The organism is Caproicibacter fermentans, assembly GCF_014303955.1.
In the GTDB taxonomy this organism is placed as follows: Bacteria; Bacillota; Clostridia; order Oscillospirales; family Acutalibacteraceae; genus Caproicibacter; species Caproicibacter fermentans.
The window spans coordinates 2551448-2569040 of sequence record NZ_CP060286.1; the positions used below are offsets into that span (position 1 = coordinate 2551448).

The following is a 17593-nucleotide window of genomic DNA, read 5'->3' on the forward strand; positions in this document are numbered from 1 at the left end:
CAAAAATGAAGATTCTGATTACCGGCGGAGCCGGATACATCGGCTCGCACACCTGCATTGAGCTGCTGAAAAGCGGCTTTGACATCGTCGTGATGGACGATTACAGCAATTCCTCCCCCGAAGTGATCGGAAAGATCGAAACGCTCGCGGGCAAAAAATTTCCGGCCTACGAGTGCGACATGCTGGATTACGACGGGTTTGAGAAGATTTTTCAGGAAAACAAGATCGACGCGGTCATTCATTTCGCGGGCCTCAAGGCCGTCGGCGAGTCGGTGGAAAAACCGCTGGAATACTACCACAACAATCTGACCGGAACCCTGAACCTGTTCCGCCTGATGAAGCAGTACGGCGTGCACAAATTCGTGTTCAGTTCCTCCGCGACGGTCTACGGCATGAACAACCAAGCGCCGTTTACCGAGGAAATGCCGCTTTCCGCCACGAACCCCTACGGCTGGACGAAGTACATGATCGAGCAGATCACGCGAGACGCCTGCCGCGCGGACCCGGAAATGAAAGCCGCGCTGCTGCGCTACTTTAACCCGATCGGGGCGCATCCGAGCGGGCTCATCGGCGAAAACCCGAACGGCATCCCGAACAATCTGATGCCTTATATTATGAAGGTGGCCGTCGGCAAGCTGCCAATGCTTCATGTTTACGGCGACGATTACCCGACCCCGGACGGGACCGGCGTGCGCGACTACATCCATGTGTGCGACCTCGCGACCGGCCATGTGAAGGCGCTCGAAGCCCTCGGCTCGATTTCCGGCGCGCGGGCGTTCAACCTCGGCACCGGCACCGGCAGCTCCGTCCTCGACGTGGTTCACGCGTTCGAAAAAGCGAGCGGCGTGAAAATTCCGTACCAGATCGACCCGCGCCGCGCGGGCGACATCGCCACCTGCTACGCGGACGCTTCCCGCGCGAAAGCGGAGCTGCACTGGGAAGCGAAATATTCGCTTTCGGACATGTGCCGCGACAACTGGAATTTCATTCAGAAAAACTCATAACGGATCGCAGGAAAGCGGAGGCCGCGCAAACGCGCGGCCTCCGCTGAGTTTACATCTTATGAGAATCCTCAATTTTGAATCGAGATGACAATGAAATGAACCCCTGTCGCCTGGTTCCTCTTACCCCGAAACACCTTCCGGAGCTGTACCGCTGGGTGCTGGAGGAAAAACATCATGAGTTTTATTCCTGCCGGCCGGTACTCACGCCCGCTTCTTTTCAGGAATACCGGGAAAAGTGGCTTTCCCTTCTGGAAGATAAAAACGCGCGGCACTTCGTGTTTCTCTCCGGCGGCGAATTGATCGGGAAAATCGATCTGTTCGACTACAACCCGCGAAACCGAAGCGCCGAATTCGGGTATTACCTGCCGGAGCAGGACCGTTCCCGCGGTTTGGGAAGTATCCTGCTGCGCGCCTTTTTGACCGCCGTGTTCGAGGACAGGGACCTCAACCTGAACAAGGTGTACGCCACCACCGCTTCCAATAATTTTCCTTCCGTCAGTCTGCTGCAAAAATACGGCTTTCACCTGGACGGCAGAATGCGGGAGCATTACCGAATCGGGGAAGCGTGGTTCGACCAGCTGATCTTCTCCCTTTTCAAAGCGGAGTGGGATGAATTTTGTCGAACAGGGCATTGACAAATGCTTCCAGCCGGGTTATGATAATTCCCGTATGAAACAATTCGGAATGGATACAGGGAGGGATGACAGATTTGACGGAAAAGGAAAAGATGCTTTCCGGGCTTCCCTATATCGGGGACCAGGCCCTTGCCCGGGAACACCGCCGGGCTGCGGACCTGCTTTACGATTTTAACCACACCCGTCCGTCGGAAGCGGAGAAACGGATCGGGCTGCTGCGGGAGCTGTTCGGCTCCGTGGGGGAGAGCTTTTGGGTGGAGCCGCCGTTCCGCTGCGACTACGGAGGCAATATCTCCGTCGGGGACCATTTCTACGCGAACTACAACTGCGTGTTCCTCGACTGCGCGAAAATCACGATCGGAAGCCACGCCTTCTTCGCGCCGGGGGTCAGCCTTTACACGGCGGGCCACCCCGTTCACCGGGAACCGCGCAACAGACTGGTGGAGTACGCGTTGCCCATCACCATCGGCGACAGCGTCTGGCTGGGCGGCGGAGTCATCGTGTGCCCGGGCGTCACCGTCGGGGACGGGGCGGTCGTCGGCGCCGGCAGCGTCGTAACGCACGACATTCCGGCCAATGTGGTCGCAGCGGGGAATCCCTGCCGGGTTCTTCGCGCGATCACGGAGGAGGACCGCCGTTATTACTGCAAGCGCCGGCTTCTGCCGGACGGCGATCCCCGGTTTGCGGAGTTTTCCGCGGAGCCGGTTTAAATGTGATGATGGTTCGGCATCGCCGAAGGGTTTACGTGGATCATGCAGTGTTTGACCGCCGCGACGCTTCCCTCAATTTCATTGTGAATGCTTTCGGCGACCGCGTGGGAATGCTCAAATGTGGCGTTCCGGTCGATGGTGATTTCCAGATCGACGTAGATTTTAGACCCGTACTGCCGGGTTTTCAGCGCGTCGATCGCCAGCACATCCCGGTTGCTTTTTGCAATCCGTTCGATTTTCCCAACCGTTTCCGGCGGGCATGCGGCGTCGATCAGCTTCGCGCACGCGTCCGCGCAGATGTCCCAGGCCGCTTTGAAAATAAAGAGGGAAATCACCAGACAGGCGACCGAGTCGACGACCGGATACCCCAGACGGATTCCGGCGACGCCGATCAGGCTGCCGACGGAGGACATCGCGTCGGAGCGGTGGTGCCACGCGTCCGCCGCCATGGAGGAGGAACGGATTTTTTTCGCGCATTTGATGGTAAAGCGGTACATCCATTCCTTGGAACCGATTGAAACGGCGGCCGCGCCCATGGCGAACGCATTCATCAGCGAATTCTGCGGCAGCGCCGCCGCGGGGCGCAGCAGCTTTTGAACCCCGTCCCAGCCGATGCCGCCGCCGATGCCGAACAGCATCAGGCCCAGCAGGAATGCGATGAGACATTCGATTTTTTCATGGCCGTACGGGTGGCCGGAATCGGACGGTTTACTGGAGATGCGGATGCCGATCAAGACGATGAGCGTGCTGAAAATATCCGTCAGCGAATGCACCGCGTCGGAAAGCAGGCTCGCGGACGCGATTTTCAGACCGAACAGCCCTTTTAGGGCAAACAGAAACAGATTGACCAGCATGCTTTGAATCGAGATTCGATCCGCCATGCGGGATTCCTGCGGGGTCAAGTCGATCATCTCCCAAGTGCGAAAACGCATGATTTTTCATGCTGTTTCCATATTATGAAAGATGTTGTTTGGTTGACAGAAAAAGAAAGAGGGGCCTGAAATCTTTTTTCACAAAGATCAGGCCTCTCTTATGATTCCTTTTCCAAAATCGTTCCGCCGCCCAGCACCGTGTCCCCGTCGTAAAAGACGACGGCCTGTCCCGGCGCGACCGATTTCTGCGGCGACTCAAACTTCACGCGGACGCGCCCGTCCGGAAGCGGAGACAGCGCCGCGTTCGCGGGCGCCGCGGAATAGCGCACCTTGACCTGTGCCCGGGTTTCTTTCTCCAAGGCATCGAATGGAATCAGATTGATGTCCCCGGCCGTCAGGGTATGCGCGTAGCGCTCCTGTTCCCCGCCGAGCGTGACCGTGTTATGTCCCGCGTCGATCCCCGTTACGTACATCGGCTTTCCAAAGGACATCCCAAGACCCTTGCGCTGGCCGACCGTGTAGTGGGTCACGCCCCGGTGACGGCCGATGACGTTTCCCGTTTCATCGAGAAAGTCGCCCGGCTTTGCGGCGCGGCCGGTGTACCGTTCGAGGAAAGCGCCGTAATTGTTATCCTCCACAAAACAGATTTCCTGGCTGTCCCGCTTTTTCGCGACGGTCAGCCCGGCTTCCTCCGCCATTCTGCGGATTTCCGGCTTCGGATAGCTTCCGACGGGCAGCAGCGTATGGGCAAGCTGCCGCTGCGTCAGCATGTACAGCACGTAACTCTGATCCTTGGCGGCGGGCGATTTTTTCAGCAGCCACCGCCCCTGCGGCGTTTGTTCGATCAGCGCGTAGTGCCCGGTCGCAATGTAATCGAAGCCCAGCAGCTCGGCGCGGTCCAGCATCGCGCCGAATTTGATGTGCCGGTTGCACGCGACGCAGGGGTTCGGCGTTTTCCCGGCCTCGTACTGCGCCGCGAACGGAGCGATCACGTCCCGTTCGAACAGCTCCTTGAAATTCAGCACCATATGGTCGATTCCCAGCTTGTAGCAGACGCGGCGCGCGTCCTCAATATCCGCGAGCGAACAGCAGCCGCCCTCGCGCTCGGGCATCAGCCCGTCCGGGCTCAGGCGCAGCGTAACGCCGGTGACTTCGTACCCGGCTTTCTGCAAAAGCAGAGCGGCGACCGAACTGTCGACGCCGCCGCTCATTCCCAGCATGACTTTTGGCTTCATTTATAGGATCGGGTCGTCGGCTGCCGCTTCGTCCGTGCCGTCCGGTTCCCCGTCGGCGGCGCTGAAGGAACGGAAGAAATCATCCCCGTCGTCCGACGCGCATTCGGCGCAGGCACACTCGTCCCCGCAAACCTCCTCTTCGTCATTTACACCGGCCGGAACCATCATTTCATCCAGCTTCATGAAAGCTCGTTTCAGCCTGCGGTCGGAGTTGTCCACGGCGACGCAGAGAGGTTCGGTGCGTTCGTTTGAAGCGTCGCGCATATTTTCATAATAATATTTGCCCAGCTCGATGTAAGAGCGGGCCTCAATTTCCTTTTCATTGCGGATGACGATTTTCAGCCGGTTGATAATAGCGGCCCTGCGGTTTTTATCCACGACGAAATTGACCGCTTTCGTCACGGAATCGGTGATATTTTTAAACACTTCCATTCGGATACCTCCTGCCGCGAATGCGGTTTTTTACATGATTTAACCCTATTATACCTCAAAAGACGCTCCTGCAACAGTATTATTTCATGTATTCCATTTTTTATGTTAGTGTGATATAATAACAAAATACGCAAAGAATAAGGAGATAGCGGGAATGTCGACGCAAATAACCGAAGAGATCAGCTGCCCGCGGTGCGGCGCGGCTGTCAAAACGGAGCTGTGGCCGGGGGTCGATGCCGTCCGGAGCCCGGAACTGAAGGCGCGCGTACTGGACGAGACCATGTTTGACTGGAGCTGCCCCGAATGCGGCTACGCGGCCCGTTTTTTATATCCCTTCCTGTACCACGATCCGGAGCGGAAATTCATGGTGTACCTTTCGCCGACCGGAGACGGCTGCGAGGCGGTTCCGATGGAGTCGGAATTTCCCCAGCTGAAGGGCGTTGCCAAACGGCTGGTCACCACGCCGGAGTCGTTAAAGGAAAAGATCCTGATTTTTGAAGCGGGGCTGGACGACCGCGCGGTGGAACTGGTGAAATTCGCTCTTGCGGGCGTTCTGAATAAAAAGCACGGAAAAAAAACGGCGGCCGGTTATTTCTGTTACGCGGACGAAACGGAAAATGAAATCGGTTTTTCTTTTTTGTTTGAGGGGGAAACAGAGCCCGTTCGAAGGAACACCAGAATGGACGCGTACCGTAAATCTCTGGAAATTGTGGAGGGCGCCGGTCCTTTCGGCGACGGGGGCTTTTTCCCGGTTGACGGGATTACGGCGCAGAAAATTTTGGACGAGTACCGCGAAAGCGAAGACTGACGGATTGGGGCGTAAAGGGAAAACATGTGCGGATTATGCGGATTTACAGGCGAAGTAATCGACCGCGACGCGGTCATTAAAAACATGACGGATGTGATTACGCACCGGGGGCCCGATTCCAGCGGAATCTACTCCGACGCCGATATTTCGATGGGATTCCGTCGGCTGAGCATTATTGACCTGGACCAGGGCAGCCAGCCGATTTACAACGAAGACAAATCGATGGTGCTCATGTTCAACGGCGAAATTTACAACTATCAGCAGCTCCGCGAAATTCTGATTGCGAAAGGCCACCGGTTCTACACAAAAACCGACAGCGAGGTTTTGCTGCACGGGTTTGAGGAATGGCGCGAGGACCTGCTGAACAAGCTGCGCGGCATGTTTGCGTTTGCCATTTGGAATAAAAACGAGAAAAGCCTGTTTTTGGCGCGGGACTTCTTCGGAATAAAGCCGATGCACTACACGCAGGTCGGCGGCAGCTTCGTCTACGGCTCCGAAATCAAAAGCATTCTGGAATTTCCGGGATTTGAGAAAAAACTGAATTTGAATGCCCTGAACAATTACATCAGCTTTGAGTATCCGGTTCCGCCGGAGACGTTTTTTGAAAACGTCTCTTGCCTGATGCCGGCCCACTACCTTTGGTACCGCAACGGCGAAGTGGAAATCAAGCGCTATTGGGAACCGAAATTCGAACCGGACGAAACCATGACGGAGGAGCAGGCCGTCGACGAAATCGACAAGGTTTTCGAGGATTCCGTCGCGGCGCACCGCATCAGCGACGTGGAGGTCGGGTGTTTTCTTTCCAGCGGCGTGGATTCCAGCTATGTCGCGACGTATTTCACCGGCCAGAAAACGTTTACGGTCGGCTTCGGCGAGGACGAAAAATACAACGAAATCGGCTACGCGAAGGATCTTTCCTCCCAAATCGGAGTCGAGCATCATTTTAAAACGATTTCTCCGGACGAATACTGGGGAAACATCCGCAAGGTCATGTACCATATGGATCAGCCTTTGGCGGACGCTTCCTGCATCGCGCTTTATTTTGTGTCGAAAATCGCGAGCGAATACGTCAAAGTGGTTCTTTCGGGCGAAGGCTCGGACGAGCTGTTCGGCGGCTACAACATCTACCACGAGCCGGACGATCTGGCGGCTTACCGCCGTTTGCCGCTCGGGCTGAGGAAGGCGCTCGCCTCCTTTGTACAAAAGCTGCCGTTTTCTTTTAAGGGAAAGAATTTTCTGATCCGCGGCTCTAAAACCACAGAGGAAACCTTTATCGGCAACAACAGCCTGTTCACCATGGCGGAAAAGCGCCGGCTGCTGAAAGACGGAATTCCCGCGACCCGCCCGCAGAAGCTGACCCGCCCGTGGTACGACCGGGTGCAGGGCAAGGATGATGTGACGAAGATGCAGTATCTGGACATCAACGTCTGGATGGTCGGGGACATCCTGTTAAAGGCCGACCGCATGAGCATGGCGAACTCCCTTGAGCTGCGCGTGCCGTTTCTGGACCGCAAGGTCTTCGCCGTCGCCTCCCGCGTTCCGCGCAGGCTGAAGGTTAACCCGCAGAATACCAAATACGCTCTGCGCAAAGCAGCGCTGCGCCATCTGCCGGAAGCGACCGCCCAAAAGAAAAAGCTCGGCTTCCCGGTGCCGATCCGCGTTTGGCTGCGGGAGGAAAAGTACGGCGGGATCGTGCGGCAGGCATTTACCTCCGAAACGGCGGGGAAGTTTTTCAATACCGACTTTCTGACCGGCCTGCTTGACAGCCACATGCAGGGCAAGTGCGACAACAGCCGCAAAATCTGGACGGTTTTTATCTTTCTTGTCTGGTACGATATTTATTTTAACGGAGCGTCCCATGAGCCGGGCGAGCTGCCGGTCGTAAAATAGATCGATTTTGGACTCTTCGGAACTTCCGGAGAGTCTTGTTTTTTTCATCGGGGCGGGATATAATAAAACAAGAATTGTTATTATATATTAGAAAGAGAGGGATTTTCATGAATTTATTCGATCTGACCGGGAAGATCGCCGTCGTCACGGGGGCTTCCAGCGGGCTGGGGGCCGACGCGGCGAGAGCTTACGCCGCGCAGGGCGCCGATGTCGCGCTGCTGGCCCGGCGCAAGGAAAAGCTGGACGCCGTGGTGAAGGAAATCGAGGCAACGGGCCGGAAGGCGCTCGCGGTGCCGTGCGACGTTTCCAAAGAAGACAGCGTCAGGGCCGCCGTGGAGCAGGTGCTCGGCGCGTTCGGGAAAATCGATATTCTTTTGAACGACGCGGGAATCGCGCAGGGCGGGTCCGTCGAAACGCTGACCGAAGACCAGTGGGACCGCTCCATGGATGTCAATGTGAAGGGCATCTATCTGATGTGCAAATATGTGGTTCCCGGCATGAGGGAGCGCAAATACGGCAGAATCGTCAATATCGCCTCCGTCAACGCGATTCTCGCGGATAAGGCGGACGCGCTGGTCCGCCATGTTTACAACACCTCGAAAGCCGCGGTGCTCGGCCTGACCAAAGGAATGGCGGCAAGCTACGCCAGGGACGGAATCACGGTCAACGCGCTCGGGCCCGGGCTGTTCGAGTCCGAAATGACCGAAAACACGCTGTTTAAGCACGAGGCGTTCATGAACATGTACAATTCCCTCTGCCCGGCTTCCCGGCCGGGAGCAAGGGGCGAGCTGAACGGGCCGGTGCTGTTCTTTTCCTCCGATGCGTGCAGCTACACAACGGGCCAGTTTATCGTGGTGGACGGCGGATTTTCCATCACATAATGAATGCGCAAAAACAAAAACGACGGCTTCGAGAAGCCGTCGTTTTTGTTTGCCGGTTTTGCGGAAAGTCCGCGCTGTTTTTCTGGAAAGACCTTTTTACAAAGCGCTGCAAGACCTTCCTGATCCATTGGCACGCCGGTGGGATCGGCGCGCATGGCGAGGGAAGAGTCCGCGGAATCGCTTTGATAATGAGGGACCGGGGAAAGGCTAAATCAGCTCCAGATGTTTTAAACCCCGCTCGATTCCGTCCTCAAAAATCGGGGAGGTTACATAATCGGCCTTTTCCTTGACCTCGTCGACGGCGTTGCCCATCGCGACGGCACAGCCGACCGCGCCCATCATCGTGATGTCGTTGTAGCCGTCCCCGAACGCGACCGTATCCTCTTTCGGAATGCCGGTGTGGGAAAGAAACGCTTCGATCCCCTTCGCTTTGTCCCATTCCGGAAAGCTCATGTCGCTGGTCAGCCCGCCCGGGTGCCGGTTGACGATCATGCCGCCGGTGAACGCGCCGGCGCACCGTTCAAAGTCCTCGTCCGTTTCAAAGATGAAGTCCATCATACCCGATTCCACCTGCTCGGGTTCCCAGTCCGCAACCAAAAAATCGGGCAGGCCGTAAATCTCTTCCATCTGGCTGAAAAACCTGTCCGGCACATTGCGCGCCCAGCCGTGGTGCTTGCCGACGAAAACGTAGCTGCACCCGAACGAGTCAAAATGGGAGATCAGGCCGCGGATTCGCTCGGTCGGCAGCAGACGGTCCACTACGGTTTCGCCGTCAAAGACCACATGCGCTCCGTTTTGCGCGACATAGCTTTGAAACAGACCGGGGAAAAATTTGTGGATAAACGCCTCCTGCCGGCCGGAGCAAATCGCGATGCGGTGACCGTTTTTACGAAGCGCGTCCAGGGCGCGCAGGGCGCTTTCCGGAACCTGAAAACGCCGGCCGTTTCTGTCTCCGAGCAGAGTGCCGTCAATATCGAAAAACACGGTTTTTTTGTTCATTTTTTCCTCCTGATATGTATACAATCCGCGCCGCGGGCGAAACTAGACCCGAGGTGTTTTTCAATGGATTTTGTTTGGGCGTTTCTCATCGGCGGCGCGATTTGCGTCGTGGGGCAGATTCTGATTGATTTTACCAAAATGACGCCGGCGAGGATTCTGGTCACGTTCGTGACCGCGGGCGTCGTGCTGGGCGCGCTGGGCGTCTATGAGCCTCTGGTGGATTTCGCCGGCTGCGGGGCGAGTGTTCCACTGACAGGCTTTGGGTATCTGATGGCGAAAGGCACGCTGGAAGCCGTCAGGGAACACGGCCTGTTGGGCGCGTTCTCCGGCGGAGTGACGGCGGGGGCGGCCGGAATCGCGGCCGCGGTGTTCTTCGGCTATCTGGCCGCTTTGTTTTCAAAATCGGGGGATAAAAGCTAGCCCCGCGTTCCAGTACGCGAAGGCGGGGTACCGCTACGCGAGCCTTGCGTGGAGGATTTTCCGGGTCGTCAGCGGAAGCTTTTTGTTTACCGTTCTTTGGCAAACGGCAAAATATGTGTACCGCCTTGTCAAACGATATGCACAACGGAAAAGAAAAAGGCGGGCGCGGATGCAGCAGGCCGGCAGGCGGCCGTAAAACGCAAAACGGACAGGCCTCTAAAACCTGTCCGCATGAACGCAGTGCCGCACCGGATTCTTACTGGATGGAACAGTCAAGATAATGCTCAAGCTCTTCCTCGTCTTTCTTTTTCTTTTCGAAAAAAAGAACGACGGCAACCGCCACGGCGACCATTGCGGCGATCGAGGACAAAATGGTAAGCAGCAGATTCAGCTTTCCTGTATTCTTCAAAACGAGCACCTCCGTATGCACGATGGCTTTCAAATCCGTCCGTATTCATGATAATCAAAAACCGGGAAAATGTCAACTTGTCCGGCAGGGAAACGAACGGATAATAAAAAAGCAGGGCATGCCGCTCTGCTTTTGCTTTACGCGATGGGAAAGGCTTATGCCTTCGCCGCGTTCAGTTTGCCGGCAAGCGCCGATTTCTTCCTTGCCGCGCTGTTTTTGTGCAGAATTCCCTTGGCCACGGCCTTGTCGATCTTTTTCACAGCGACTTTCACCGCTTCCGCACTGTTTGCGTCGCCGTTTTCCACAGCGAGAACGGCCTTCTTTATATCCGTCTTCAGTTCCGCGGTCGCGGACTTGTTAATCAGAGTTTTTGTGGCGATGACTCTCACACGCTTTTTGGCTGATTTGATATTTGGCATCGTTCTACCTCCTTTGTGCATAGTTTTACAATTCATCTTATCATTGATACAAAGAAAAAGCAAGTAATTTTTTGAAAGAAGGGAAGATTGGAATGAACTTCCGCACAGACCTTGCTCTGGAATCCACAGAACCCGCAAAACAGGTAAGAACGGAACAGGACGGCTGCGTCCTGACCCGGATCGACGAAAACGGGGGCACTTATGTCACGATGGAGGTCCAGGCGATCTCCGACCACATCGATTCCAACGACTCGCTGCTGAAGCTGGTTGCCTCCGAGCTGGAGGCGCTTCTGCCAAAGGAGGGGATGATCCTTGCGGCGGGGCTCGGCAACCGCAGCGTGACGCCGGATGCGCTCGGTCCGCTCGTCGCGGAGGAGGTGCTCGCAACGCGCTATATTAAAGGCGAGCTGGCCCGCGTCACGGGGCTGGAAGGACTGCGGCCGGTCGCGGTCATCAGCCCGGGGGTGCTCGGCTGTACCGGCATGGAGGCGTTTGAGGTGCTGCGGGCCGTCGTCGGGGAAATCAAGCCTGCGGCGGTCGTCGCGGTTGACGCTCTTGCCGCGCGCAGCCCGTCGCGCCTGGGGTGCACGGTGCAGCTCAGCTCCGCCGGAATCTCGCCCGGCTCCGGGGTCGGAAACTCCCGCCCGCGCATCGACAGGAAGACGCTGGGCGTCCCGGTCGTCAGCATGGGCATTCCGACCGTGGTGGACGCCGCGACCCTCGCGGCGGACCTGCTGGGCCGGGAGGGCCCGCAGGACAAAATCGCCCCGCGCGGCGCGTCCATGATGGTGACCCCGCGCGAAGTCGACCTGATCATCAAGCGGGGCGCGCGGCTGATCGCCATGGGAATCAACCGCGCGGTGAATCCTTCGCTGAGCGTGGAGGAGTTTGAAGAGCTGACCTAGGCAGGCTGAGCCTGCATGCAAGCCCCGCCGTTTTGCCCGGCTTCGCGCCTTTGTTAGGCGGGAGAGAGGTTGGCAGCTCCCGAAGTCCGCACGCAAACCGGAGGAAAAAGCGTCTTGCCCGCAGCCGGCGCAAACGCTTTGCGTCCGTCCAGCGCGGAGGTCTGAATCCGGCGTTCGCCGCATAAAAATGATTGATAACATGCGGAGGACGAATATGAAAAAGGGTAAAGAAAAATTAATGGGAATGGCGTCGGTGCTGCTGGCCGCCCTGGCGGTCGCGTGCGTGGCCGTGCGCCTTCCCAGCGGATTCGGTCAAAACACGGCGGTTGCGGCGGCGGGTTTCATTCTGCCCTACGGCGCGGCGGATGGCTACCGGAGCGCGGACGAAACGGACGACACCGTCCCGTCCTCCGCCGAGCCTTCCTCGAAAGAATCAACCCCGCCGCCGTCGTCCGTCCCTTCGTCCTCGTACCCGGGCTCCTCTTCATCGGGAAAGGAAAGCGCCGCGCCGTCAGGAACGGATTCGGTCGAAAGCGGCGTTGAGGAGATGTGCATCAACACCGGAGGCAGCAAATATGAAAACTTTTATGTGAAGAATTCGAATCAGCATCATTCGATCGACATCGGCGAAGAACTGAAAAAACAGCCGGACGTTAAAATTAAGAAAAACGCCGGGCCGCAGGTGCTGATTTACCACACGCACACGACCGAAGCCTTTGACGGAGTGACGAGGTCGACGGATAAATCGCTGAGCGTCTGCGCCGTGGGAGACGCGATTGCGAAACAGCTGGAGGACGCGGGAATCGGCGTGATTCACGACACGACCTACCACGATTATCCGGCCTACAACGGTTCCTACGGCCGGTCGATCGTCACCATGGAGAACGACCTGAAAAAATACCCGAGCATTCAGGTGACGCTGGATATTCACCGCGACGCGATGACCCGTTCCGACGGGACGCGTTTAAAGCCGACGGCGATTGTGAACGGGAAAAAAGCCGCGCAGGTGATGATTATCTCCGGCTGCGACGACACCGGCGACCTTGGCTTCCCGGACTGGGAGTACAATATGAGGCTTGCCGTCAGGCTTCAGAAATCCATGGCGGATCTGTATCCGAATCTGGCGCGCCCGCTGAATTTCTGTGCGCGGCGGTACAACGAAAACGTGACCCACGGCTCCCTGCTGGTTGAAATCGGCACGGACGCGAACAAGCTGGATGAAGCGGTTTACGGCGGAGAACTGTTTGGCAAAGCACTTGCCGCGACTTTGTCCCAACTGACCTAGGCAGCGTACCGCTGCATCCTCGCCCCGCCGTTTCGCACGGAGTGAATCGGGCGCTGAGCTTGGCGGGAGAGAGGGAAGAATCTCCCGAAAACGTACCGCTGCATCCACGCCCCGCCGTCTAGCGCAGAGCGGATTGGGCGCTGGATTTGGCAGGAGAGAGGGAAGAATCTCCCGAAAACGTACCGCTGCATCCTCGCCCCGCCGTTTCGCACAGAGTGAATCGGGCGCTGAGCTTGGCGGGAGAGAGGAAAAAATCTCCCGAAAACGTACCGCTGCATCCACGCCCCGCCGTCTAGCGCAGAGCGGATTGGGCGCTGGATTTGGCGGGAGAGAGGAAAAAATCTCCCGAAAACGTACCGCTGCATCCACGCCCCGCCGTCTAGCGCAGAGCGGATTGGGCGCTGGATTTGGCGGGAGAGAGGAAAAAATCTCCCGAAAACGTACCGCTGCATCCTCGCCCCGCCGTTTCGCACAGAGTGAATCGGGCGCTGAGCTTGGCGGGAGAGAGGGAAGAATCTCCCGGTGGTTGCATGCCGCGGGCGCAAAAGCGCGGCTTTGTCAGACGGGAGAGAGAAAAGCGGCTCCCTGTGAAAGACTGGGCCGGTTCCCTTGGGTTTTGCCGGAAAGAGTAAGGAATGAAAAAGGACGAAAGGAAAAAGCAGGAATGAGGCATAACCGCAATCTCAGGATTTTCATGGCTTCCATGCTTGGCACGCTCTGCGTAATCGGGCTTTTGCTGGGCTTGGCGGAGGTGGACACGCAGTGCCGCAGAATCGGATTCGGCGACAATAAAACCCTGATTTATCAAATTACCGGCAAAAATCTGAACCTTACTTGCATTAACGGTCAGATATGCTATAATGTTTCCGTATAAAGCAAATTAATTGTGATGTATCAGTGGAGGACTTTTGATGAGCCGACAGGAGAAAGTACTGTCCATTTTTATCATATTGACGATGTTGACCCTTTGGAGCTCGCTGAGCGTGTTTGCCCAGTCGGGCCAGAGCGAGCCGTATTTCCCGGACCTGGATTCCTCGCAGGCGGAGTCCGTTCCGCCCTCCAGCGCGGCTCCTCCGTCCTCCAAACCCTCCGCGCCGGAGTCAAAAGCGCCCGGCTCTTCGATGGCTTCTTCTTCGAAACCCGTGAAACAAACCGGGAAGCGGGCGTCGTCCTCCGCGTCTTTCTCCTCCGGCGCGTCGTCCGGCCCTGCGTCGGGCGTGGATTCGGGAGACGCGCTGGGCGGAATTTCCAGTCTGCCGGTTTCCAGTGAAATTTCGCTGCCGAGCGTGGGCAGCGTTTCGGAAAACGATCCGCTGAATTCGGTCGTGACGAACACGGAATCTTCCCGCAGGCTGAACTGGATCGGCATCCTGTCCTGGGCCTGCATCGCGCTCGGCGTTCTTGTCGTCCTGATTGTTGTGTTCAGCAACCGGCGCCCGCCGCGCGGAATGGGACGCAAGCGTTACCGCAGACCGAAGCGCTCCCGCAAAAAAAGACTGTTAAACGACAAATATTACCGGCATATCAATCGATATTGAAAGCGGTTCAGGGAAGACGAAGGTCTTCCCTTTTTTTGTTATCAGCCGGACCGTTTGCTCCGGCTGACAGCCGACGAAAGGAGAATTCGAAATGACGGACTGGAATTCTTCACAGTATTTGAAATTCAGCGCGGAGCGGACGCAGCCGGCAATCGATCTGGCAAACCGGATCCGCGTGGAAACGCCGGGAAAAATCGCAGACATCGGCTGCGGGCCCGGAAACAGCACCGAAGTTCTGCTTCGGCGCTTTCCGGGCGCGGAGGTTCTGGGCGCGGACAGTTCGCAGGAAATGATCGAGGCGGCGAAACGGAACCTTCCGGGCCTTGAGTTCCGGCTGTGCGACGCGGGGAGGGAGCTTTCGTCGCTGGGCGGAGATTTCGGCATCGTGTTCTCCAACGCCTGTATTCAGTGGATCCCCAATCATCAAAAGCTGCTGCGCGGCATGATGAATCTGCTTCGGCCCGGAGGGGTTCTGGCGGTCCAGACGCCGATGAATCAGGAGGAGCCGATCCATCGGATTATCGGCGAGGTTGTAGGGAGCGAAAAATGGACGTCCCGTTTCCCGAATCCGCGAATCTTCCATAACCTGACGCAGGGGGAATACTTCGATCTGCTCAGCGAGTTGTCGTCCGATTTCACAATGTGGCAGACAACGTATTTCCACAGGCTGAAAAGCCTTCGGGATATTATGGAATGGTACCGCGGCACGGGACTGCGCCCCTATCTGGCGGCGCTGCCCGAAGCGGAACGGGCGGAATTTGAACGGGATGTTTTCGAACGCCTGGAGGCGAGCTATCCCGAACAGAAAAACGGAGAAATTATTTTCCGGTTTCCGCGCTTCTTCTTTTTGGCGGTAAAATAACCCCCGCGGCTTTCGCCGGCGGGGGTTATTTTACCGGCCGCCTTCCCCGGGATTCTTATGCTTGCTTTTCCGGAGCGCGGGGGCTGCTTTTGACACGGTAGATTACAAAGTGAAAGATCAGCGCGAGGGTCATCATTCCGCCGCCGACCAGACAGACGCCGTTCCAGCCCATCCATCCCCAGAAGAGAGAGGAAAGGGACGACCCGGCGGCTCCGCCTAAAAAGAAGGACACCATGAAAACCGTGTTGATCCGGCTTCTCATTTCATCGGAGAGCGCCTGAATCCTCGCCTGGTTGGAGACCTGACCGGACTGGTTGCCGAGGTCCAGCAGAATCACGCCGGCAATCAGCCCGGCCAGCGTTTTGCCGGCGAGAAGGAAAATCAGGTAGGAGGAGAAAGAGAGCAGAACGCCGATGCCGACGGAAAAACGCGCCCCTTTCCGGTCGGCAAGCCGGCCGACGGCGGGGGCGATCAGCGCGCCGCCGGCCCCGGCCAGACCAAACAGCCCGGCTTCGCGGCTGCCCATTCCGAAGACGGGCGTGCTGAGAAGAAACACCAGGCTGGTCCAGAACGCGCTGAACGCCCCGAACATCAGAAATCCGTTCACGGCGGCTTCCCGCAGCACGGGCTGGGTTTTGACCAGAGGCCAAAGGGAGGCCAGCAGCTTTCGGTAAGGCTCCCGCGTCCGGGCGGGCGAGACGGGCAGCAGGGCGCGGAGCAGAATCGCCAGCCCCAGCATGAGCGCCGCGGTCAGGCGGAATACAAACCGCCACCCGAACGCTTCCCCCAAAAACCCGCTGAGCGTGCGGGAGAGCAAAATCCCGATCAGCAGCCCGCTCATCACGGTGCCGATGTTCCCGCCGCGGTCCTGAGGCGCGGAAATGTGGGCGGTCAGCGGAACGATCAGCTGCGGCACGACGGTTGCAGCGCCGAGAGCGCAGCAGACAACGAGAAGCACCGGCAGGTTGGGGGAAAATCCGACCGCCAGCAGGAACAGGCCGGATAAAACGGTCATCTTTACAATCAGGCCCCGCTGTTCGGTCCGGTCGCCCAGCGGGACAAAAAAGAACAGCCCCAGCGCGTAGCCGAGCTGTGTGGCCGTCGCGGCAATGCCCGCTTTCGCGTCAGGGATGCCGAAGTCAGCCGCCACTTGAGAAAGCAGCGGCTGAATGTAATACAGGTTGGCGACGGTCGCGGCGCAGGCCGCGGCCAGCAGAAACAGCAGCGGCCTGGTCGCTTTCAGTTCCTTTTCGCCGGACCCCGGTTGATTCTCCATTTTGTGATGACTCCTTTTGTATAGATACTAAACATAAATACGGATCTATTCCGATCCGGCGATGAAAGCGCGGCTCAAAGAAGATTTTTTCGCAGCTGTTCCAGAAACCCCTGCAGAAAATCCAGCCGCGGTTCATCCTCGTTTTCCAGAATACCGGCGATCAGCTGCTCGTACCGCCGATGCTGCTCTTCATGATTCCCGCACGCGGTAAGGCCCTTCTCCGTCAGGGAGAGCAGCACGCAGCGGCAGCACTCCGGGTCCTGCCGTTTCCGGATAAACCCCTTGGCTTCCAGCCGCGCCAGCGTTTGAGAAACCGCCCCGCGCGTCAGGCTCAGCGACCGCGCGATTTCCGCCGGGTGAAAGTCGGGGTGGTCTTTGAGAAACGCGAGCAGGTGGATTTCCGAATGGTATAGCAGGGTATCCGTGCCGAACCGGCGCGACTGCGCGTCCCGCTCGTTAAACTCCGTCATCAGGTTCAAAAGCTGTTTTGCGATTGTCTCGCGTTCCGTCTTCATAGCATAATTGTATAGTATCTATACAATTCTGTCAACAATATTTTTTTGTAATTTTGCGTTTCTTTTCATATTAATTTCTAAGAAGAATGACCGATCTTAGAATTAGAAGATAAAGATAGAGGGCGTTGCCATTGCAGAATATTCTTTGGCGAATACTTGAAAATTCTGCGAAACAGGAAAGGATGCTAAAAGTATGAAGAGACTTTGGGGCATAGCGGCTTTTATTTGTCCTCCTGATAAAAATATCGCTGAAGCAAATCAAAGGATATCTACAAAATTAAAATTCTCTCCTGCCAGAAGCTAAAGTGGAATGGAGCTGTTGCAAAACAGCCTCACCGTAAAAGAATGCACAAAAAATGCGCTTTGACGGGGTTTCTAAAGCCGTTTCAAGACGCATTTTTTTGCTTTCAGGGCTGTCTGTTTGTACAGCTTGCTATCGCAAATTCATTTTGCAACAGCCCCATTCCTGATTTATAAATGGATGATAAGAAAGGTGAA

Annotated in this window: 20 protein-coding genes; 12 read left to right on the forward strand and 8 right to left on the reverse strand. The window is 56.9% G+C overall.

The genetic code is table 11. The features are described 5' to 3' along the window. Positions 1–5: 5 nt before the first annotated feature. From galE to HCR03_RS12645, 3 genes are all read left to right on the forward strand, one after another. Positions 6–1004: a UDP-glucose 4-epimerase GalE gene (gene galE, locus HCR03_RS12635; RefSeq protein ID WP_187034504.1), complete on the forward strand. Its 999-nt coding sequence runs from the start codon at positions 6–8 to the stop codon at positions 1002–1004. Positions 1005–1078: 74 nt separating this feature from the next. After that, positions 1079–1639 carry a GNAT family N-acetyltransferase gene (locus HCR03_RS12640; protein ID WP_228724961.1) on the forward strand — a complete coding sequence of 187 codons (561 nt, stop codon included), beginning with the start codon at positions 1079–1081 and terminating at the stop codon, positions 1637–1639. Between the two features lie 74 nt (positions 1640–1713). Further along, complete coding sequence (locus HCR03_RS12645) at positions 1714–2349, forward strand: sugar O-acetyltransferase (RefSeq protein WP_187038112.1); 636 nt, start codon at positions 1714–1716, stop codon at positions 2347–2349. Here HCR03_RS12645 and HCR03_RS12650 read toward each other — a convergent pair. The 3 genes from HCR03_RS12650 to HCR03_RS12660 form a co-directional block, all read right to left on the reverse strand. Further along, positions 2346–3281: a cation diffusion facilitator family transporter gene (locus HCR03_RS12650; protein WP_187034506.1), complete on the reverse strand. Its 936-nt coding sequence runs from the start codon at positions 3279–3281 to the stop codon at positions 2346–2348. The two genes, HCR03_RS12645 and HCR03_RS12650, sit on opposite strands and share 4 nt — an antisense overlap. Before the next feature lie 98 nt (positions 3282–3379). Next, positions 3380–4456: a tRNA 2-thiouridine(34) synthase MnmA gene (mnmA, locus tag HCR03_RS12655; protein WP_187034508.1), complete on the reverse strand. Its 1077-nt coding sequence runs from the start codon at positions 4454–4456 to the stop codon at positions 3380–3382. After that, positions 4457–4888: a hypothetical protein gene (locus HCR03_RS12660; protein ID WP_156991023.1), complete on the reverse strand. Its 432-nt coding sequence runs from the start codon at positions 4886–4888 to the stop codon at positions 4457–4459. Positions 4889–5042: 154 nt separating this feature from the next. Between HCR03_RS12660 and HCR03_RS12665 the strand changes: the two genes are divergently transcribed. The 3 genes from HCR03_RS12665 (at position 5043) to HCR03_RS12675 (ending at position 8467) form a co-directional block, all read left to right on the forward strand. Next, on the forward strand, positions 5043–5696 hold the full coding sequence (locus HCR03_RS12665) for a CpXC domain-containing protein (RefSeq protein WP_187034510.1): 654 nt from the start codon (positions 5043–5045) through the stop codon (positions 5694–5696). Between the two features lie 24 nt (positions 5697–5720). After that, a complete protein-coding gene (gene asnB, locus HCR03_RS12670) occupies positions 5721–7586 on the forward strand; it encodes an asparagine synthase (glutamine-hydrolyzing) (protein WP_066646911.1) in 1866 nt (621 codons plus the stop codon). A gap of 107 nt (positions 7587–7693) precedes the next feature. After that, positions 7694–8467 carry an SDR family NAD(P)-dependent oxidoreductase gene (locus tag HCR03_RS12675; RefSeq protein WP_066646907.1) on the forward strand — a complete coding sequence of 258 codons (774 nt, stop codon included), beginning with the start codon at positions 7694–7696 and terminating at the stop codon, positions 8465–8467. A 207-nt stretch (positions 8468–8674) separates the two neighbouring features. Here HCR03_RS12675 and HCR03_RS12680 read toward each other — a convergent pair whose 3' ends face one another. Continuing rightward, positions 8675–9466 carry an HAD-IIB family hydrolase gene (locus HCR03_RS12680; RefSeq protein WP_187034512.1) on the reverse strand — a complete coding sequence of 264 codons (792 nt, stop codon included), beginning with the start codon at positions 9464–9466 and terminating at the stop codon, positions 8675–8677. A gap of 63 nt (positions 9467–9529) precedes the next feature. Between HCR03_RS12680 and spoVAE the strand changes: the two genes are divergently transcribed. After that, positions 9530–9886, forward strand: coding sequence for a stage V sporulation protein AE (spoVAE, locus tag HCR03_RS12685; protein ID WP_066646893.1), 357 nt, complete (start codon positions 9530–9532; stop codon positions 9884–9886). Positions 9887–10142: 256 nt separating this feature from the next. Here spoVAE and HCR03_RS12690 read toward each other — a convergent pair whose 3' ends face one another. After that, positions 10143–10295 carry a hypothetical protein gene (locus HCR03_RS12690; RefSeq protein ID WP_156991025.1) on the reverse strand — a complete coding sequence of 51 codons (153 nt, stop codon included), beginning with the start codon at positions 10293–10295 and terminating at the stop codon, positions 10143–10145. A 155-nt stretch (positions 10296–10450) separates the two neighbouring features. Beyond that, a complete protein-coding gene (rpsT, locus tag HCR03_RS12695; RefSeq protein ID WP_066646890.1) occupies positions 10451–10714 on the reverse strand; it encodes a 30S ribosomal protein S20 in 264 nt (87 codons plus the stop codon). A 92-nt stretch (positions 10715–10806) separates the two neighbouring features. Here rpsT and gpr point away from each other — a divergent pair, with 92 nt between their 5' ends. The 5 genes from gpr (at position 10807) to HCR03_RS12720 (ending at position 15304) form a co-directional block, all read left to right on the forward strand. Beyond that, a complete protein-coding gene (gene gpr, locus HCR03_RS12700) occupies positions 10807–11619 on the forward strand; it encodes a GPR endopeptidase (protein ID WP_187034514.1) in 813 nt (270 codons plus the stop codon). A 214-nt stretch (positions 11620–11833) separates the two neighbouring features. Further along, positions 11834–12904 (forward strand): stage II sporulation protein P, encoded by a 1071-nt coding sequence (gene spoIIP / locus HCR03_RS12705; protein ID WP_228724962.1) that lies wholly within the window; start codon positions 11834–11836, stop codon positions 12902–12904. 664 nt (positions 12905–13568) lie between these two features. Continuing rightward, positions 13569–13778: a hypothetical protein gene (locus HCR03_RS12710; RefSeq protein ID WP_187034516.1), complete on the forward strand. Its 210-nt coding sequence runs from the start codon at positions 13569–13571 to the stop codon at positions 13776–13778. A gap of 37 nt (positions 13779–13815) precedes the next feature. Next, a complete protein-coding gene (locus HCR03_RS12715; RefSeq protein ID WP_066646884.1) occupies positions 13816–14442 on the forward strand; it encodes a hypothetical protein in 627 nt (208 codons plus the stop codon). Between the two features lie 91 nt (positions 14443–14533). Then, a complete protein-coding gene (locus HCR03_RS12720; protein ID WP_187034518.1) occupies positions 14534–15304 on the forward strand; it encodes a methyltransferase domain-containing protein in 771 nt (256 codons plus the stop codon). Between the two features lie 55 nt (positions 15305–15359). Here HCR03_RS12720 and HCR03_RS12725 read toward each other — a convergent pair whose 3' ends face one another. Both HCR03_RS12725 and HCR03_RS12730 read right to left on the reverse strand, forming a co-directional pair. Further along, on the reverse strand, positions 15360–16580 hold the full coding sequence (locus HCR03_RS12725) for an MFS transporter (protein ID WP_187034520.1): 1221 nt from the start codon (positions 16578–16580) through the stop codon (positions 15360–15362). Positions 16581–16654: 74 nt separating this feature from the next. Next, positions 16655–17095: a MarR family winged helix-turn-helix transcriptional regulator gene (locus HCR03_RS12730; RefSeq protein WP_066646876.1), complete on the reverse strand. Its 441-nt coding sequence runs from the start codon at positions 17093–17095 to the stop codon at positions 16655–16657. Between the last annotated feature and the right edge of the window lie 498 nt (positions 17096–17593).

Excerpts from the sequence above, each read along its gene's own strand:
- galE (WP_187034504.1), top strand. The coding sequence starts at position 6 with ATGAAGATTCTGATTACCGGCGGAGCCGGATACATCGGCTCGCACACC.
- HCR03_RS12650 (WP_187034506.1), bottom strand. The coding sequence starts at position 3,281 with ATGCGTTTTCGCACTTGGGAGATGATCGACTTGACCCCGCAGGAATCC.
- mnmA (WP_187034508.1), bottom strand. The coding sequence starts at position 4,456 with ATGAAGCCAAAAGTCATGCTGGGAATGAGCGGCGGCGTCGACAGTTCG.
- HCR03_RS12660 (WP_156991023.1), bottom strand. The coding sequence starts at position 4,888 with ATGGAAGTGTTTAAAAATATCACCGATTCCGTGACGAAAGCGGTCAAT.
- HCR03_RS12665 (WP_187034510.1), top strand. The coding sequence starts at position 5,043 with ATGTCGACGCAAATAACCGAAGAGATCAGCTGCCCGCGGTGCGGCGCG.
- asnB (WP_066646911.1), top strand. The coding sequence starts at position 5,721 with ATGTGCGGATTATGCGGATTTACAGGCGAAGTAATCGACCGCGACGCG.
- HCR03_RS12675 (WP_066646907.1), top strand. The coding sequence starts at position 7,694 with ATGAATTTATTCGATCTGACCGGGAAGATCGCCGTCGTCACGGGGGCT.
- HCR03_RS12680 (WP_187034512.1), bottom strand. The coding sequence starts at position 9,466 with ATGAACAAAAAAACCGTGTTTTTCGATATTGACGGCACTCTGCTCGGA.
- spoVAE (WP_066646893.1), top strand. The coding sequence starts at position 9,530 with ATGGATTTTGTTTGGGCGTTTCTCATCGGCGGCGCGATTTGCGTCGTG.
- rpsT (WP_066646890.1), bottom strand. The coding sequence starts at position 10,714 with ATGCCAAATATCAAATCAGCCAAAAAGCGTGTGAGAGTCATCGCCACA.
- gpr (WP_187034514.1), top strand. The coding sequence starts at position 10,807 with ATGAACTTCCGCACAGACCTTGCTCTGGAATCCACAGAACCCGCAAAA.
- spoIIP (WP_228724962.1), top strand. The coding sequence starts at position 11,834 with ATGAAAAAGGGTAAAGAAAAATTAATGGGAATGGCGTCGGTGCTGCTG.
- HCR03_RS12710 (WP_187034516.1), top strand. The coding sequence starts at position 13,569 with ATGAGGCATAACCGCAATCTCAGGATTTTCATGGCTTCCATGCTTGGC.
- HCR03_RS12715 (WP_066646884.1), top strand. The coding sequence starts at position 13,816 with ATGAGCCGACAGGAGAAAGTACTGTCCATTTTTATCATATTGACGATG.
- HCR03_RS12720 (WP_187034518.1), top strand. The coding sequence starts at position 14,534 with ATGACGGACTGGAATTCTTCACAGTATTTGAAATTCAGCGCGGAGCGG.
- HCR03_RS12725 (WP_187034520.1), bottom strand. The coding sequence starts at position 16,580 with ATGGAGAATCAACCGGGGTCCGGCGAAAAGGAACTGAAAGCGACCAGG.
- HCR03_RS12730 (WP_066646876.1), bottom strand. The coding sequence starts at position 17,095 with ATGAAGACGGAACGCGAGACAATCGCAAAACAGCTTTTGAACCTGATG.